A 16,646-nucleotide genomic window follows, 5' to 3' on the forward strand; every position below is an offset into this window, starting at 1 on the left:
CCGGCCGCACCGGTGGACCGGCCATACCTGGGGAGGTAGCGCGAATGCGTACGGGTGTCTGGCTGGTGGGTGCGCGCGGCTCGGTCGCCACCACGAGCGTGGTCGGGGGACTGGCCCTGCGGGCCGGGCTCACCGCGCCGACCGGCTGCGTGACCGAGCTGCCCGACCTGCGCGGGCCCGCCCTGCCGGGCTTCGCCGATCTCGTCTTCGGCGGCCACGACGTGGTCACCACCCCGCTCACCAAACGCGCCGAGGCGCTCGCCGCCGCAGGCGTGCTGCCCGCCCGGCTGGCCGACGCCGTGGCGCCCGACCTGGCCGCCGTCGAGGCGTCGCTGCGGCCCGCGCCCACCGAGGGCGGCCAGGGCGAGCGGATCGCCGCGGTGGTGCGCGACCTGACCGACTTCCGCAGCCGGAACGGGCTGGACCGGGTGGTGGTGGTCAACGTCGCCGCCACCGAACCGGCGCCCGCCCCGCACCCGGCCCACAGCGACCTGGCCGCGCTGCGCGACGCGCTGACCGGCCCGGCCGACGTGCTGCCGCCCAGCTCCGGATACGCGTACGCGGCGTTCACCGCGGGCTGCCCGTACGTGGACTTCACCCCGTCCACGGGCGCCCGCCTGCCGGCCCTGGCCGCGCTCGCCGCCGAACGAAAGCTGCCGTACGCCGGGCACGACGGCAAGACCGGCGAGACGCTGCTCAAGTCGGTGCTCGCGCCGATGTTCGCGATGCGGCACCTGGCCGTGCGCTCCTGGTCCGGCACGAACCTGCTCGGCGGCGGCGACGGCGCCATGCTCGCCGACCCGGCCGCCAACGCCGCGAAGGTGGGCAGCAAACAGCGGGTGCTCGCCGAGACGCTCGGCTACCTGCCGCAGGGCCACACCCGGATCGAGTACGTCGAGGAACTCGGCGACTTCAAGACCGCGTGGGACCTGGTCACGTTCGCCGGTTTCCTGGGCACCGGAATGCGGATGGAGTTCACCTGGCACGGCTGCGACTCGGCGCTCGCCGCGCCGCTCGTGCTGGACCTGGCCCGGCTCACCGCCGCCGCGCACGCCGCCGGCCGCCACGGCCCGCTGACCGAGCTGGCGTTCTTCTTCAAGGACCCGCTCGGCGCGACCGGCCACGCGCTCGGTGAACAGTGGACGGTGCTGCGGGAGTTCGCCGCCGCCCTGCACGCCCGGGTGACGCCGTGACCCGCCTGGCCGACCTGGCCGAGCTGGTCCGGGCGCCCGCCGCGCTCTCCGTACCCGGGGACGTGCTCTCCGGCGCGGCGGCCGCCGGTGCGCTCGGTCCGCGTACACCGGCCCTGGCCGGCGCGTCGGTGCTGCTGTACTGGGCCGGGATGGCCGCCAACGACTGGGCTGACCGGCGGCTGGACGCGGTCGAGCGGCCGGAGCGGCCGATCCCGTCCGGCCGGGTGCGCCCGTCGGTCGCGCTCGGCGTCGCGTCCGGCCTGACCGCCGCCGGGCTCGCGGTCGCCACCGCCGCCGGGGGCCGCCGGGCGGCGGCAGTCGCGCTGCCGCTCGCGGCCACGATCTGGGGGTACGACCTGCGCGCGAAGAACACCGCCGCCGGGCCGGCGGTGATGGCCGCGTGCCGAGGGCTGGACGTGCTGCTCGGCGCGTCCGGCGGGCGGGTGGTCCGGGCGCTCCCGGCCGCGCTCACAGTCGCCGCGCACACCTGGACCGTGACCGCGCTGTCCCGCCGCGAGGTGACCGGCGCGGACCGGCGGTTGCCCGGCCTCACGCTCGCCGGCACCGCGCTGATCGCGCTCACCACTTCGGCCCGGCCGACCGTGTTAAGCGGGGCCCCCTCCTCTACCGGATGCGTTAAGAGGGGGCCCTTCCTTCGGCTCGGGGAGCTGGTTCCGGCGGTGCTCGCCGCCGGGTACGCCGTCCGCTACGGCCGGGCGCAGGCCCGCGTGCTCGCCGACCCGTCACCGGCCCGGGTGCGAGCCGCGGTCGGCGCCGGGATCACCGGGCTGCCCGCGTTGCAGGGCGCGCTCACCGCCCGCGCCGGGGCCCGGCTGCTCGGCCTCGCCGTGGCCGGCGCCGCGCCGCTCGGCCGCCGCCTGGCCCGACTGATCTCACCGACATGACCGCCGCGCCGGCCACCCGGCCCACCGCCGGCCCGCTGTCCGGGCCGGGCGCGCTGCGCTTCGGGTACGGCACCAACGGCTTCGCCAACCACCGGCTCGGGGACGCGCTCGCGGTCCTCGCCGACCTCGGCTACGTGGGCGTCGCGCTCACCCTCGACCACGACCACCTGGACCCGTTCGCCCCCGGCCTGGCCCGCCGGGTCGCCGCCGTTCGTCGACGGCTGGACGCGCTGGGGCTGGCCGTGGTGGTCGAGACCGGCGCCCGGTACCTGCTCGACCCGCGGCACAAGCACGCGCCGACGCTGCTGCACGACGACCCGGCCCGGCGGGTGGAGTTCCTGCGCCGGGCCGTCCGGATCGGCGCCGACCTGGGCGCGGAGGCGGTCTCCTTCTGGGCCGGGGTACGCCCACCCGGCGTACCACCCGGCGTCGCCGCCGACCGCCTGGTGGCGGGCTGCGCGACGGTGTGCGCCGCGGCGGCGGAGGCGGGTGTGCCGCTGGGCTTCGAACCGGAGCCGGGCATGTTCGTGGAGGACATCGCCGGGTGGTGGCGGCTGCGCGAGGCGCTGGGCGCGCCGCCCGGCTTCGGCATCACGCTCGACATCGGGCACTGTCGCTGCCTGGAGCCGATGCCGGTGCCGCAGTGCGTGTCGGCGGTCGCCGCGCATCTGGTCAACGTGCAGATCGACGACATGCGCCGGGGCGTGCACGAGCACCTGGAGTTCGGCACCGGCGAGATCGACTTCCCGCCGGTGCTGCGCGCCCTGGCCGACGCCGGCTACCGCGGGCTGGTGGCCGTGGAACTGCCCCGCCACTCGCACGCCGCACCGGCCGTCGCCGCCCGCTCACTGGACTTCCTGCGCGCCGCCGCCTCGCGCGGCGAGGGGCGGTGACCCACCACCTTCCACCCGGCAGAGGGGAGACGGCATGACACCCGACCGACTGCGCGCCGCGCTTCGGGGCGTACCCGATCCGCAGTGGCTGGACGCGGCGCTGCGCCGCGTCGCGACCGAACCCACGGCGATCGGGCGGTTCTTCGCCGCCGCCGCCCGGCGGTGCGGTCGCCTGCCGCTGCCCGACCCGCCCGGCTGGACGGCGGACGAGGCGGCCCGGGCGCTGCTGCTGACCGCGCTGCCGCACGGCCACGCCGCCGCCGCGGAGACGCTGTACCGGCAGGGCGACGCCGCCGAGAAACGCGCCGTGCTGCGTGCGCTGCCGCTGCTGCCGATCGGCGCGGAGTGCGTGCCGCTGCTGCACGACGCGACCCGCACCAACGACACCCGGCTGGTGGCCGCGGCGCTCGGCCCGTACGCCCGGCACCTGGAGCAGGCGACCTGGCGGCAGGCGGTGCTCAAGTGCGTGTTCACCGGCGTGCCGCTGGCGGTTGTCGACGGCCTGCCGGAGCGGGCCGGCGGCGAGCTGGCCCGGATGCTCGCCGCGTTCGCCGCCGAACGGCACGCCGCCGGCCGCGACATGCCCGCCGACGCGACCGACCTGCTGCGCCGGCTGACCATCCCCACGACGGAGGCGTGACATGCGCATCTTCGACCCGCACATCCACATGACGTCCCGCACCACCGACGACTACGAGCGGATGGCCGCCGCGGGCGTCCGCGCGGTGGTCGAGCCGGCGTTCTGGCTGGGCCAGCCGCGTACGAGCGTGGACAGCTTCGTGGACTACTTCGACTCGCTGATCGGGTGGGAGCCGTTCCGGGCCGGCCAGTTCGGCATCCGGCACCACGCCACTGTGGCGCTGAACCCGAAGGAGGCGAACGACCCGCGCTGCCGCCCGGTGCTCGACCTGCTGCCCCGCTACCTGGACAAGGACGGCGTGGTGGCGGTCGGCGAGATCGGTTACGACGCGATGACGCCGGCCGAGGACGCCGCGCTGGCCGGTCAGCTCGCCCTGGCCGTCGCGCACGACCTGCCGGCGCTGGTGCACACGCCGCACCGGGACAAGGCGCGCGGCGTCGAGCGGACGCTCGCGGTGGTCGCCGAGTCGGGCATCGCGCCGGGACGGGTGCTCGTCGACCACCTCAACGAGGTGACCGTCGAGCTGGTCCGGGACACCGGCTGCTGGCTGGGCTTCTCGATCTATCCGGAGACGAAGATGTCGCCGCCGCGGATGGTGGAGCTGCTGAAGCGGTACGGCACCGAACGGATGCTGGTGAACTCGGCGGCCGACTGGGGCCGGTCGGATCCGCTGCTGACCCGGGCCACCGGGGAGGCGATGCTGCTGGCCGGGTTCGACGCCGACGACGTGGACCGGGTGCTGTGGCGCAACCCGGTGGAGTTCTACGGCCAGTCCGGCCGGCTCGACCTGACCGACCTGGAGACGAGCGACCCCACCTTCGCCGGCAACTCGATCGCCCGTGGGGGGCAGTGATGCGGCTGCGCCACGCCGACGGCACGACCGTCCATCTCGGCTACTGCACGAACGTGCACCCGGCCGAGGACCTGCCGGGCATCGTCGCCCAGCTCGACACGTACGCGGTGGCGGTCCGCCGGGCGCTCGACGTGGACCGGCTCGGGCTCGGACTCTGGCTGGCCGCGCCGGTGGCCGCCGCGCTCGCCGCCGACCCGCCGGCCCGGCGCCGGCTGCGCCACGAGCTGGCGGTACGCGGGCTGGAGGTGGTCACGCTCAACGGCTTCCCGTACGCCGCGTTCCAGGCCCCTGTGGTCAAGGGCGCGGTGTACCACCCGGACTGGACCACGCCGCAACGGTCGGCGTACACGCTGGACCTGGCTCGGGTTCTCGCCGACCTGCTGCCCGACGACGCCGTCCGGGGTTCGATCTCGACGCTGCCGATCGCCTGGCGCACCCCGTGGGACGCCGGGCGGGCCGCCACCGCCCGGCGTCGCCTGGACGCGCTGGCCGGGGGCCTGGCCGCGGTGCAGCGGGAGACCGGCCGGGTGATCCGGGTCGGCTTCGAACCGGAACCGGGCTGTCTGGTGGAGTCGACGGGACAAGCACGCGAGGTATTCTCAGACATGGATACCGACCGGCTCGGGATCTGCGTGGATCTCGCGCACCTGGCGTGTGCCTGGGAGCAGCCGGCGGATGCCCTGGCCGGGTTGCGTGCCGCCGGTCTCCCCGTGGTGAAGGTCCAGGTGTCCGCAGCGGTCGAGGCCCCTGACCCGCCCGCCGCGAGCGCGGCGCTGCGCCGGTTCGTCGAACCGCGCTTCCTGCACCAGACGCGGGCTGCCGGTTGCGCAGGCGCCGCCGATCCGGCCGATCCGGCGTACGCGGCCGACGACCTCGACGCCGCACTCGACGCGCGGCTGCCCGGGGCGTGGCGGGTGCACTACCACGTGCCGTTGCACGCACCGCCCGAGCCGCCGCTGCGCTCCACGGTCCCGGTGCTGCGCAAGGCGCTGGCCGCGTTGTACGCCGGTCCCGTCGCCGGCTGCGACCACCTCGACGTCGAGACGTACACCTGGGGGGTGCTGCCGGAGGCGCGGCGGCCGCGCGGCGACGCGGAGCTGGCCGCCGGCATCGCCGCCGAGCTGGCGTTCGCCCGCGACGAGCTGACCGCGCTCGGCCTGGCCACGACGGTGGGGACGCCCTCGTGAGCCGGCGGCTCGTGGTGCTCGACGTGGTCGGGCTGACGCCGCGGCTGCTGGCGTACATGCCCCGGCTGCGCGCGGTGGCCGACGCCGGGTTCGCCGCCGAGCTGGGCACCGTGCTGCCGGCGGTGACCTGCTCAGCGCAGTCCACGTTCCTCACCGGCGAGCTGCCCGCCGGGCACGGCGTGGTGGGCAACGGCTGGTACTTCCGCGACCTGGGCGAGGTGCTGCTCTGGCGGCAGCACAACGGGCTCGTCGGCGGCGAGAAGGTGTGGCAGGCGGCCCGTCGCGTCGAGCCGGGCTACCGGGTGGCGAACGTCTGCTGGTGGTACGCGATGGGCGCGGACGTGGACTGGACGGTCACGCCGCGCCCGGTCTACCACGCCGACGGGCACAAGGAGCCCGACTGCTGGACCGACCCGCCCGAGCTGCGGGACACCCTCACCGACGCGCTCGGCACGTTCCCGCTGTTCAGCTACTGGGGGCCGGGTGCCGGGCTGCCGTCCTCGGCGTGGATCAGCCGGGCCGCGCAGCGCATCCTCGCCGATCACGCTCCCGACCTGACGCTGGTCTACCTGCCGCACCTGGACTACGACCTGCAACGCTTCGGCCCGTCCAGCCCGCAGGCAGCCGCCGCGGCGGCGGAGCTGGACACCGTGCTCGGTCCGCTGCTCGACGCCGCGCGGGAGCGGGACGCCACAGTGGTGGCGTTGTCCGAGTACGGCATCACCGACGTGTCCCGCCCGGTGGACGTGAACCGGATGCTGCGCGCCGAGGGGCTGTTGCGGGTCTACACCCAGGCCGGGATGGAATATCTCGACCCGTGGACGTCGCGGGCGTTCGCGGTGGCCGACCACCAGGTGGCGCACGTCTACGTCAAGGATCCGGCGGACGTGCCGGCGGTGGCGAAGCTCTGCGCGTCGCTGCCGGGCGTGGCCGAGGTGCTCGACGCCGCCGGGCAGGCCGGGTACGGGCTGGATCACCCCCGCTCGGGTGAGCTGGTGCTGGTGGCCGAGCCGGACGCCTGGTTCACGTACTACTACTGGCTCGACGACGCGCGGGCGCCCGACTTCGCCCGGCTGGTGGAGATCCACCGCAAGCCCGGCTACGACCCGGCCGAGCTGTTCTTCGACCCGGCCGCGCCGGGTGCGGCGAAGCGCCGCGCGGCGGTGGCGCTGGCCCGCAAGAAGCTCGGGCTGCGCTACCTGATGTCAGTGGTGGGGCTGGACGCGGGCGCGCGTGCGGTGCGTGGTTCACACGGGCGCCTGCCCGCCGACCCGGCGGACGGCCCGGTGCTGCTCTGCTCCGACCGGGCCGCGATCCGGCCCCGGGTGGAGGCCACCGATGTGAAGGCGTTGCTGCTCGAACTCGCCGGACTGGCCAGGGAGGCACCATGACCGTAACCGTCGCACCGACCGATCCGGCCCTGTTGCGGGGCCGCTTCGACGCCGCGCTAGCCGCGTTCCTGGACGCGAGAGAGCCGGATCGGCCGGATGACGGTACGGGGGCCGTCCACACTGCTCTGCGCTGGTTCGTCCTGGCCGGCGGCAAGCGGATGCGACCGCTGTTCTGCTACTGGGGCTGGCGGGGGTTCGGCGGCCCGGACGCCTCGCCGATCGTGGTCGCCGCGGCGTCGCTGGAGCTGTTCCACGCGTTCGCGCTGATCCACGACGACATCGTGGACCGCAGCGACCGCCGCCGGGGCGCGCCGACGCTGCACCGGTTCTTCGCCGAGCTGCACGCCGCGTCCGGCTGGCCGGGCGACCCGGTGGCGTACGGGCGACAGGCCGCGGTGCTCTGCGGCGACCTCTGCGCCACCTGGTCGGCGCAGATGTTCCACGGGTGCGGGTTGCCGCCCGAGCGGCTGCGCCGGGGGCACGTGCTGCTGGCCCGGATGCGCTCGGAGGTGATCGCGGGGGAGTACCTGGACGTGGTCGGGGCGGCCGGGGACGGCTCGGTGGCGAACGCGCTCACAGTGGTACGGCTGAAGACGGCCCGCTACACGGTGACCCGTCCGGTGCAGATCGGTGCCGCGCTCGCCGGTGCGGCGCCGGAGGAGGTGGCCGCGCTGGCCGGGTTCGGCGACCCGCTCGGGGACGCGTTCCAGCTGCGCGACGACCTGCTCGGCGTCTTCGGTGACCCGTCGGTGACCGGCAAGTCCAACCTGGACGACCTGCGTGAGGGCAAGCCGACGGTGCTGCTGGCGCTGGCCCGGGCGTCCGCCTCGCCGGCCGGTGCGGCCCGGCTGGGGGAGCTGGTCGGCGATCCCGGCCTCGACCAGTCGGCCGCGGCCGAGGTGCGGGGCATCGTCGAGGAGTCCGGTGCCCGGGAGGCGGTGGAGCGGATGATCCGTACCCGGGCCGACGCGGCACTTGTCGCGCTGGACGCGTTGCCGCTGGCGGAACCGGCGCGGCGGGTGCTGGCGGCGCTCGCGGAGCGGGCGGTCGACCGCCACGAGTGACACCTACTTTTGTCGCTGAGCGCCGAAAGTCAAAGCCAATCGATCAGAAGCTATGGACAGGCTGATCGAAAGGTCTTAATGTCGTGCACAGCACAACGCTGTTTCGCCGAGGCGACCGCCCCGCACCGCCCGCCTCGGCGAGGTGACCTCCGGTCCCGACCGGAGGTCGCGGCCCGCCGACCTCCCCGGCAGGCCGGCGCAGCATCCCCCTGCTCGGCATCCGGCGCGACGCGCGCCCGTTCCTGGCTGCGCGCGTCAGGAAGGGACAGCACAGCATGTCCAGCCACCACCACCCCCGTGCCCGACGACCGTTCGCCGCTGCCGCAGCGCTGCTGCTCGCGGCCACCGCCGGCACCGTCACAGTGGCCGCGGCGTCCGTCCCGGCGTCCGCCCACCCGATCCCGGCGAGCGACTTCCAGCAGGTCGAACTCGCCCGCGGTGTCGCCGAGACCGGCGAACCGATGTCGCTCGCGGTGCTGCCCGACCGGTCGGTCCTGCACACCGCCCGCAACGGCACGCTGCGCCGCACCGACGCGGCCGGCGCCACCACGGTTATCGGCACGCTGCCTGTCTACACCCACGACGAGGAGGGGCTCCAGGGCGTCGGCGTCGACCCCGGCTTCGCCTCCAACCGGCACATCTACCTCTACTACGCGCCGCCGCTGTCCACCCCGGCCGGCGACGCGCCCGCCACCGGCACCGACTTCTCCGCCTGGCAGGGCGTCAACCGGCTCTCCCGGTTCACCCTCAACGCCGACTTCACGCTCAACCAGGCCAGCAAGGTCGACGTGCTCGACGTACCGGCCGATCGGGGGCTGTGCTGCCACGTCGGCGGCGACATCGACTTCGACGCCGCGGGCAACCTCTACCTGTCCACCGGCGACGACACCAACCCGTTCGACTCGGCCGGCTACGCGCCGATCGACGAGCGCACCAACCGCAACCCCGGGTACGACGCGCAGCGCAGCGCCGGCAACACCAACGACCTGCGGGGCAAGATCCTGCGGATCAAGGTGAACGCCAACGGCACCTACTCGATCCCGGCCGGCAACCTCTTCGCGCCCGGCACCGCGCGGACCCGCCCGGAGATCTACGCGATGGGCTTCCGCAACCCGTTCCGGATCAGCGTCGACAAGGCCACCGGCATCGTCTACGTGGGCGACTACGGGCCGGACGCCGGCACCACCACGGCCCGCGGCCCGTCCGGGCAGGTCGAGTTCAACCGGGTGACCGGGCCCGGCAACTACGGCTGGCCGTACTGCACCGGCACCAACACCGCCGCCGAGACGTACGCCGAGTGGGACTTCGCCGCCGGTACCGCCGGCCCGAAGTTCAACTGCACCGGCGGGCCGACGAACAACTCGTTCCGCAACACCGGCCTGGCCACGCTGCCGGCGGCGAAGCCGTCCTGGATCCGCTACGCCGGTGACGCCGGCAGCCCGCCCGAGTTCGGCGGCGGCTCCGAGTCGCCGATGGGCGGCCCGGTCTACCGGTACGACGCGGCGAACCCGTCCACCACGAAGTTCCCGCAGTCCTTCGACGGGCAGTTCTTCGCCACCGAGTTCGGCCGGGGCTGGATCAAGCCGATCCACGTCGGCGCGGACGGCTCACCCGGCACCATCGACAGCTTCCCGTGGACCGGCAAGCAGGTGATGGACTCGGCGTTCGGCCCGGACGGCGCGTACTACGTGCTCGACTACGGCACCGGCTACTTCAACGGCGACGCCAACTCGGCGCTGTACCGCTTCGACTACCTGGGCGGCGCCAACCGCGCCCCGGTGGCCCGCGCCGCGGCCGACCGGACCTCCGGCGCCGCGCCGCTGACTGTGGCCTTCTCCTCGGCCGGCTCGTCCGACCCGGAGGGCGGCGCGCTGACGTACGCCTGGACGTTCGGCGACGGCGGCACCTCGACCGCCGCGAACCCCTCGCACACCTACACCACCAACGGCAGGTACACCGCCACCCTCACCGTGCGCGACCCGCAGGGCGCCACCGGCACCGCGAGCGTGACGGTCACAGTGGGCAACACCGCGCCGACAGTCGTCATCGAGACGCCCGGCAACGGCAAGCTGTTCTCCTTCGGCGACACCGTGCCGTTCCGGATCACCGTCACCGACCCGGAGGACGCCACGATCGACTGCACGAAGGTCAAGATGACCTACGTGCTCGGCCACGACCAGCACGGCCACCAGATCACCTCGGCGACCGGCTGCACCGGCTCGATCGCCGTACCCGTCGACGGTGAGCACGACGACGCGGCGAACATCTTCGCCGTCTTCGACGCCGAGTACACCGACTCCGGCGGCCTCACCACGCACACCCAGCACACGCTCCAGCCCCGGCACCGCCAGGCCGAGCACTTCAAGACCTCGTCCGGGATCAACACGTTCGACAAGGCCACCGCCGAGGGCGGCAAGACCGTCGGCGACATCCACAACGGGGACTGGATCGCGTTCCAGCCGTACCTGCTCGCCGACGCCACCGGGTTCACCGCCCGGGTGTCGTCCGCCGGAGCCGGCGGCACGCTCCAGGTGCGGGCCGGCTCGGCCACCGGCACCGTGCTCGGCTCGGCCACCGTCCCGGTCACCGGCGCCTGGGACACGTTCACCACAGTCACCGGCACGATCGCCAATCCGCCGGCCGGCACCACCACGCTCTACCTGACGTTCGCCGGTGGCACCGGGGCGCTCTACGACCTGGACGCGTTCACGCTCACCACGTCGGCCGTGCGCACCGGCCCGGTCAAGGGCCTGGCCGGCAAGTGCCTGGACGTGCGCAACGCCGCCACCGCCGACGGCACCCAGATCCAGCTATACACCTGCAACGGCACGACGGCGCAGTCGTGGACCGTGACGCCGAACGGCACCGTGAAGGCGCTGGGCAAGTGCCTGGACGTATCCGGCGGGGCCAGCGCGGACGGCACGAAGATCCAGCTCTACACGTGCAACGGCACCGGGGCGCAGAACTGGTCCGCGCAGGCCGACGGGACCGTGCGCAACCCGCAGTCGGGCAAGTGCCTGGACGTGTCCGGCAACAACTCGGCCGACGGCACGGCGGTGCACCTGTGGACCTGCACCGGCGCGGCGAACCAGCGCTGGACCCTGCCGTGAGGATGAAGGAGAACCAGATGAAACTCGTGCGTACCGCACTGGGGGCGGTGACCGCCGTCCTCGCCACCATCGCCTGCACCGTCCCCGCGGGCCCGGCAGCCGCCGCCGACGCCCCCTACGACGTGCTCGTCTTCTCCAAGACCGCCGGCTTCCGCCACGACTCCATCGCGGTCGGCACGCAGGCCGTACGGGAGCTGGGCGCGGCGAACAACTTCACCGTCACCGCGACCGAGGACGCCGCCCAGTTCACCACCGCCAACCTGGCCCGCTTCGAGGCGGTGATCTTCCTCAACACCACGGGGGACGTCCTCAACGCCAGCCAGCAGTCGGCGTTCGAGGCGTACATCGGCGCCGGCGGCGGGTACGTCGGCGTGCACTCCGCCGCCGACACCGAGTACGACTGGCCGTTCTACGGCAACCTGGTCGGCGCCTGGTTCGCCTCCCACCCGGCCATCCAGCCGGCCACGGTGAAGGTGGAGGACCGGGCGCACGCCGCCACCGCGCACCTGCCGCAGCGGTGGAACCGCACCGACGAGTGGTACGACTACCGCACCAACGCCCGCTCCACCGCGCACGTGCTGGCCAGCCTGGACGAGTCCACGTACTCCGGCGGCTCGATGGGCGGCGACCACCCGCACGCCTGGTGCAAGACGTACAGCGGCGGCCGGTCCTTCTACACCGGCGGCGGCCACACCCAGGCGTCCTACGCCGACGCGGCGTTCCGGGCGCACCTGCTCGGCGGCATCCGCTACGCCGCCGGGCGCACGAAGGCCGACTGCCGGCCGGAGACCGGCTACACCGCGCTCTACAACGGCGGCACCACCGGCTGGTCGCAGGCCGGGCCGGGCAGCTTCACCAACGCCGACGCCACGCTCACCTCGGTCGGCGGCATGGGCCTGTACTGGTACAGCGCGAAGCAGTTCACCAACTACTCGCTGAAGCTGGACTGGCGGCTGGCCGGTGACGACAACTCGGGCGTGTTCGTCGGCTTCCCGCCGTCGAGCGACCCGAACTCGGCGGTGAACAACGGCTACGAGATCCAGATCGACCCCACCGACGCGGCCGACCGGACCACCGGCGCGGTCTACGGCTTCAAGTCCGCCGACCTGGCGGCCCGGGACGCGGCGCTCAACCCGGCGGGGGAGTGGAACACCTACGAGATCCTGGTCGAGTCCGAGCGGCTCCAGGTCTTCCTCAACGGCGTGCGGATCAACGACTTCACGAACACCGACCCGGTGCGGTCGCTCGCCGGGCACGTCGGCATCCAGAACCACGGCACCGGCGACGACGTGTCGTTCCGCAACATCCGGATCAAGGAACTCGGCGGCACGCCGCCGCCGACCGGCAACACCACCGTCCAGGCCGAGGCGTTCGGTTCGGCGAGCGGCGTCAGCGCGTACCCCAAGGCCGGTGCCAACGGCGGCCAGACCCTGGGGTACGTGGACCCGGGCGACTGGGCCGCGTACCCGGGTCTGGACCTGACCGGTGTGACGTCGCTGCGCGCCCGGGTGGTCTCCGGCGGCCCGGGCGGCACACTCCAGGTGCGGACCGGCTCGCCGGGCGGCCCGGTGCTCGGCCAGGTGGCGGTGCCGAACACCGGTAGCTGGACCACGTTCGCCGACGTGAGCACCGCGCTCACCGGCGTGCCGTCCGGTACGCAGACGGTCCACCTGACGTTCACCGGCAGCGGCTCCGGGCTGTTCGACGTCGACGACTTCACGCTGGTCCGCTCGACCGGCACCGGCGGTGCCGGCCCGATCAAGGGCCTCGGCGGCAAGTGCCTGGACGTGCGGAGCGGATCGTCGGCCGACGGCACCCAGATCCAGCTCTACACCTGCAACGGCTCGTCGGCGCAGTCGTGGACGGTGACGCCGAACGGGCCGGTGAAGGCGCTCGGCAAGTGCCTGGACGTGTCGGGCGGCGGCAGTGCGGACGGCACGAAGATCCAGCTCTACACGTGCAACGGCACCGGGGCGCAGAACTGGTCGGCGCAGGCGGACGGCACGGTACGTAACCCGCAGTCGGGCAAGTGCCTGGACGTGTCCGGCAACAACTCGGCCGACGGCACGGCGGTGCACCTGTGGACGTGCACGGGCGCGGCGAACCAGCGCTGGACCCTGCCCTGACGGAGGCCATAGAGTGGAGGCGGCGACCGCGAGGTGGCCGGTGACCCGGCGGGAGGCGCAACCCGTCCGGGAGCAGACGCTCCGGCGTCCACCGGTTCCCACGCGCCGCCGCCTCCGGTCGTCCTCGCCCGGTCCGCGACGGAATCCCCCATCACCACAGGGGAGAAGGACAATGGCGCGACCCATCACGCTCTTCACCGGCCAGTGGGCCGATCTGCCGTTCGACGAGGTCTGCCGGCTCGCCGCCGAGTGGGGCTACGACGGGCTGGAGATCGCCTGCTGGGGCGACCACTTCGAGGTGGACAAGGCGCTCGCCGACGACTCGTACGTGGAGCGCAAGCGGGCCACCCTGGCCAAGCACAACCTCCAGGTGTTCGCCGTCTCCAACCACCTGGTCGGGCAGGCCGTCTGCGACCACCCGATCGACGAGCGGCACCAGGACATCCTGCCGGCCCGGATCTGGGGCGACGGAGAGCCGGAGGGGGTGCGGCAGCGGGCCGCCGAGGAGATCAAGGACACCGCGCGGGCGGCGGCGAAGCTCGGCGTGAACACCGTCGTCGGCTTCACCGGCTCGTCCATCTGGCACACGGTGGCGATGTTCCCGCCGGTGCCGCCGGCCATGATCGAGCGCGGCTACCAGGACTTCGCCGACAGGTGGAACCCGATCCTCGACGTCTTCGACGAGGTGGGGGTGCGGTTCGCGCACGAGGTGCACCCCAGCGAGATCGCCTACGACTACTGGACGACGAAGCGCACGCTGGAGGCGATCGGGCACCGGGAGGCGTTCGGGCTCAACTGGGATCCGTCGCACTTCGTCTGGCAGGAACTGGACCCGGTGAACTTCATCTTCGACTTCGCCGACCGGATCTACCACGTCGACTGCAAGGACGCGAAGGTCCGTACCGGCGACGGGCGGCGCGGCCGGCTCTCCTCCCACCTGCCCTGGGCCGACCTGCGGCGCGGCTGGGACTTCGTCTCCACCGGCCACGGCGACGTGCCGTGGGAGGACTGCTTCCGGGCGCTCAACGCGATCGGCTACGACGGCCCGATTTCGATCGAGTGGGAGGACGCCGGCATGGACCGCCTGGTCGGCGCGCCGGAGGCGCTCCAGTTCGTCCGCCGCCTGGCGTTCGACGCCCCGTCCGCGGCCTTCGACGCCGCCTTCAGCAGCAGCCGCGACTGACCGGTCAGCGGGCGGCGTAGACCTGGTCGCTGACCAGGCGCGCCGCCCCGACCAGGCCGGCGGTGTCGCCGAGGTCGGACAGGACGATCGGCATGCTGCCGGTGGCCAGCGGCGTGGAGCGCCGGTAGACCACGCCCCGGATCTCCGCGAGCAGCACCGGCCCGATCCCGCCGGGTGCGCCGCCGATGATCACGATGGCCGGGTTGACGAAGCTGACCAGCCCGACCAGCACCCGCCCGAGCCGGCGGGCGGCGTCGCGCACCAGCGTCTGCGCCGCCGGGTCGCCCTCGGTGGCCGCCGCCGCCACGTCGGCCACCGACAGCGTCCCGGCCGCGGCCAGCCGGTCCGCCAGCGCCGTCGAGCGCCCGGCCCGCGCGGCGCTCACCGCCTCGCGCACCAGTGCGACATCCCCGCAGTACGCCTCGACGCACCCGTTGTTGCCGCAGCCGCAGAGCGGCCCGTCCTCGGTGAGCTGGAAGTGGCCGATGTCGCCGGCCCCGCTGGCCGCACCCCGGTAGAGCGCGCCGGCGAGCACCAGCCCGCAGCCGATCGCCTCGCCCAGCTTGACGTAGAGGAAGTCGTCGAACGGGCGGCCGGTGCCGGCGTGCCGTTCGCCGAGGGCCATCGCGTTGGCGTCGTTGTCCACCTGCACCGGGCAGCCCAGCTCGGCGGCGAGCGTGTCGCGTACCGGGAAGCGGTGCCAGCCGGCCAGGGCCGGCGCGGACACCGGCGTGCCGTCGCGGACCTCGACCGGCGCGGGCAGCGCGACGCCGACGCCGGTGAGCGACGACAGTCCCGCCTCGACACGCAGTTTGCCGAGCAGTTCGACGATGCGCCCGACCACCACGTCCGGGCCGAGCCGGACGTCCACCGGCTCGTCGTGCCGGGCGAGCGGGTTCAGTTCGCCGTCGGTGAGCGCGACCCGCAGGACGCCGTCGCCGACGAGCACCGCGCCGAACCGGACCTGCGCGCCGACGCGCAGCAGCGACGAGCGGCGTCCGCCCCGGGACGCGGCCGGTCCGGCGGTCTCCACCAGGCCGAGCGTGGTCAGCCGGTCGACCTCGGCGGCGAACCGGGCCCGGGGCAGGCCGAGGAGGTCGGCCAGCTCGACCCGGGAGCGTGGGCCGTCGTCGCGCAGCAGGCGCAGCAGTCGCGCCTGATCCGCCGTCTCCGGTCCGACCATCGGCATCTGGTCACCTCCCCACGGAGAATGTGCCACATCGCCGCCCGCGCACACGGGAGCGGGCCGGTCACCCGGAGGTGACCGGCCCGCTGTCCGCTGGTGTCAGAGCGTGTTGCCGGTGCTGGACGGCTTGGTGCTCGTGCCGGTGGTGGTCGAGCCGGACGCGCTGGTCGAGCCCGTCCCGTTGGCGCTGCGGCTGCCGACCGCGGCCGGCGTGCCGGCGAACGGCTTGTCGGCGTCGGTCATGCCCGGCTTGCCGCCGTTGGTGGCGAGCTTCTCACCGAGCTTGGTCTGCCCCAGCTTGTCCTTGCCCTCCGAGTAGAGCCGGGTCGCCTGGGCCTGCGCGACCCCGGCCGCCTCCTGGACGGTCGGGTGGTCGAGCACCTTGCGCCCGCGGACCACCAGCTCCTCGTACTTCTCCCGGCCGGCACGGGCGCCCAGGACGAATCCCGCAGCCAGCCCGCCAAGAAACATGATCTTTCCGCGCATGGCGGCTCCTTCCGTACCTGACGCTCTCGCCGGTTTCCGCCAGCTCGGCGGAATGACCGTCTCGCGCCTGCTTCTCTGTCGACGGCTAACTACCCATCCTGCTCTCCGCTCATGCCTCCCTGTGCCGAGATGACGATTTGTCCGCAATCCTGGCGCGTCAGCCGGTCCGGTCCTCCTCCGGTAACCCCCTGGCGCACCACCCCCCGATGTCCTGTACTCTTGTCCCCGTCGCACGGAGCGGAGAGATCCGAACCGAGCGGTGCACGGTCCCCTGTAGCTCAATTGGCAGAGCAGCCGGCTGTTAACCGGCAGGTTATTGGTTCGAGTCCAATCGGGGGAGCTTCGCTCCACGTCACGCCCGTCGGCATCGCCGGCGGGCGTTCGTCGTCGCTGGTCCCCTTCGCGTGCCCGGCTGCCCGGTTTCCGCCC

The 16,646-nt window shown here is 73.8% G+C and carries 13 protein-coding genes and 1 tRNA gene; 12 read left to right on the forward strand and 2 right to left on the reverse strand.

What is annotated here, in order from left to right; all coding sequences use genetic code 11:
• Positions 1-44 precede the first annotated feature (44 nt).
• The 11 genes from FB454_RS17965 (at position 45) to FB454_RS18015 (ending at position 14,545) form a co-directional block, all read left to right on the forward strand.
• Positions 45-1,193 carry an inositol-3-phosphate synthase gene (locus FB454_RS17965; protein WP_013287908.1) on the forward strand — a complete coding sequence of 383 codons (1,149 nt, stop codon included), beginning with the start codon at positions 45-47 and terminating at the stop codon, positions 1,191-1,193.
• Entirely contained in the window at positions 1,190-2,098 is a 909-nt protein-coding gene (locus FB454_RS17970; protein WP_013287907.1) for an SCO3242 family prenyltransferase, read from the forward strand. The genes FB454_RS17965 and FB454_RS17970 overlap by 4 nt, the downstream gene beginning before the upstream one ends.
• Positions 2,095-2,991 (forward strand): sugar phosphate isomerase/epimerase family protein, encoded by an 897-nt coding sequence (locus FB454_RS17975; protein WP_013287906.1) that lies wholly within the window; start codon positions 2,095-2,097, stop codon positions 2,989-2,991. The genes FB454_RS17970 and FB454_RS17975 overlap by 4 nt, the downstream gene beginning before the upstream one ends.
• A 34-nt stretch (positions 2,992-3,025) precedes the next feature.
• Entirely contained in the window at positions 3,026-3,631 is a 606-nt protein-coding gene (locus FB454_RS17980) for an EboA domain-containing protein (protein WP_145823200.1), read from the forward strand.
• Position 3,632: 1 nt separating this feature from the next.
• Positions 3,633-4,484, forward strand: coding sequence for a TatD family hydrolase (locus FB454_RS17985; RefSeq protein WP_013287904.1), 852 nt, complete (start codon positions 3,633-3,635; stop codon positions 4,482-4,484).
• On the forward strand, positions 4,484-5,671 hold the full coding sequence (eboE, locus tag FB454_RS17990) for a metabolite traffic protein EboE (protein WP_145823201.1): 1,188 nt from the start codon (positions 4,484-4,486) through the stop codon (positions 5,669-5,671). Before FB454_RS17985 ends, eboE begins: the two co-directional genes overlap by 1 nt.
• A complete protein-coding gene (locus tag FB454_RS17995; protein ID WP_145823202.1) occupies positions 5,668-7,062 on the forward strand; it encodes an alkaline phosphatase family protein in 1,395 nt (464 codons plus the stop codon). The genes eboE and FB454_RS17995 overlap by 4 nt, the downstream gene beginning before the upstream one ends.
• Positions 7,059-8,126, forward strand: a complete 1,068-nt coding sequence (locus tag FB454_RS18000; protein WP_145823203.1) for a polyprenyl synthetase family protein — start codon at positions 7,059-7,061, stop codon at positions 8,124-8,126. The genes FB454_RS17995 and FB454_RS18000 overlap by 4 nt, the downstream gene beginning before the upstream one ends.
• 275 nt (positions 8,127-8,401) lie before the next feature.
• A complete protein-coding gene (locus tag FB454_RS18005) occupies positions 8,402-11,236 on the forward strand; it encodes an RICIN domain-containing protein (protein ID WP_013287900.1) in 2,835 nt (944 codons plus the stop codon).
• 17 nt (positions 11,237-11,253) lie between these two features.
• Entirely contained in the window at positions 11,254-13,362 is a 2,109-nt protein-coding gene (locus FB454_RS18010; protein ID WP_013287899.1) for a ThuA domain-containing protein, read from the forward strand.
• Between the two features lie 172 nt (positions 13,363-13,534).
• Entirely contained in the window at positions 13,535-14,545 is a 1,011-nt protein-coding gene (locus FB454_RS18015; protein ID WP_145823204.1) for a sugar phosphate isomerase/epimerase family protein, read from the forward strand.
• A gap of 4 nt (positions 14,546-14,549) precedes the next feature.
• On the opposite strand, the gene FB454_RS18020 is transcribed toward FB454_RS18015, so the two are convergent.
• Together FB454_RS18020 and FB454_RS18025 are read right to left on the reverse strand one after the other, a co-directional pair.
• A complete protein-coding gene (locus FB454_RS18020) occupies positions 14,550-15,734 on the reverse strand; it encodes an ROK family transcriptional regulator (RefSeq protein ID WP_145823205.1) in 1,185 nt (394 codons plus the stop codon).
• 96 nt (positions 15,735-15,830) lie between these two features.
• Entirely contained in the window at positions 15,831-16,217 is a 387-nt protein-coding gene (locus tag FB454_RS18025) for a hypothetical protein (RefSeq protein WP_013287896.1), read from the reverse strand.
• A 267-nt stretch (positions 16,218-16,484) separates the two neighbouring features.
• On the opposite strand from FB454_RS18025, the gene FB454_RS18030 reads away from it, so the two are divergent.
• Positions 16,485-16,557, forward strand: a tRNA-Asn gene (locus FB454_RS18030).
• The last annotated feature ends 89 nt before the right edge of the window (positions 16,558-16,646 follow it).

Source organism: Micromonospora sp. CNZ297, assembly GCF_007827625.1.